Origin of the sequence: Pseudomonas syringae pv. cilantro (assembly GCF_001293775.1) — a bacterium.
Classification (GTDB): domain Bacteria; phylum Pseudomonadota; class Gammaproteobacteria; order Pseudomonadales; family Pseudomonadaceae; genus Aquipseudomonas; species Aquipseudomonas syringae_P.
Genome location: NZ_LGLN01000085.1, coordinates 1 through 286, shown reverse-complemented (window position 1 = coordinate 286; position 286 = coordinate 1). Strand labels below are relative to the sequence as shown.

Annotated in this window: 1 pseudogene; it reads right to left on the bottom strand. The window is 57.3% G+C overall.

Annotated features, from left to right (window positions below):
- Positions 1 to 83 precede the first annotated feature (83 nt).
- A pseudogene (locus ABJ99_RS29395) lies at positions 84 to 286 on the bottom strand (TIGR03761 family integrating conjugative element protein); the annotation flags it as partial.

Here is a 286-nt window from a genome sequence, read left to right as displayed (position 1 = left end):
GGTGCTGAAAGCATCCTGTTGCAGAGGCTGAAAGGCACCCTGTTGCAGTTTTTTCCCGTTAGCCGCCTGCTGTTTCACGCCGATCACTCTTCGGACTCTGAACCAGGCTGTTCGTGGTCAGGCTGGCCCAGTGTCATTGCCTCGTCGAAACTGTCTTCACGGTCGTCTACGTCCGCTGGGCTGTTTGATGCTGTGGCCAGAGCTGGAGCAAACTTGGAACGTCGGACGCCCTCCAGGATGTCTTGGGGGATTTCGCCAAACGGCGCATACATTTCGCGCGCTTGCT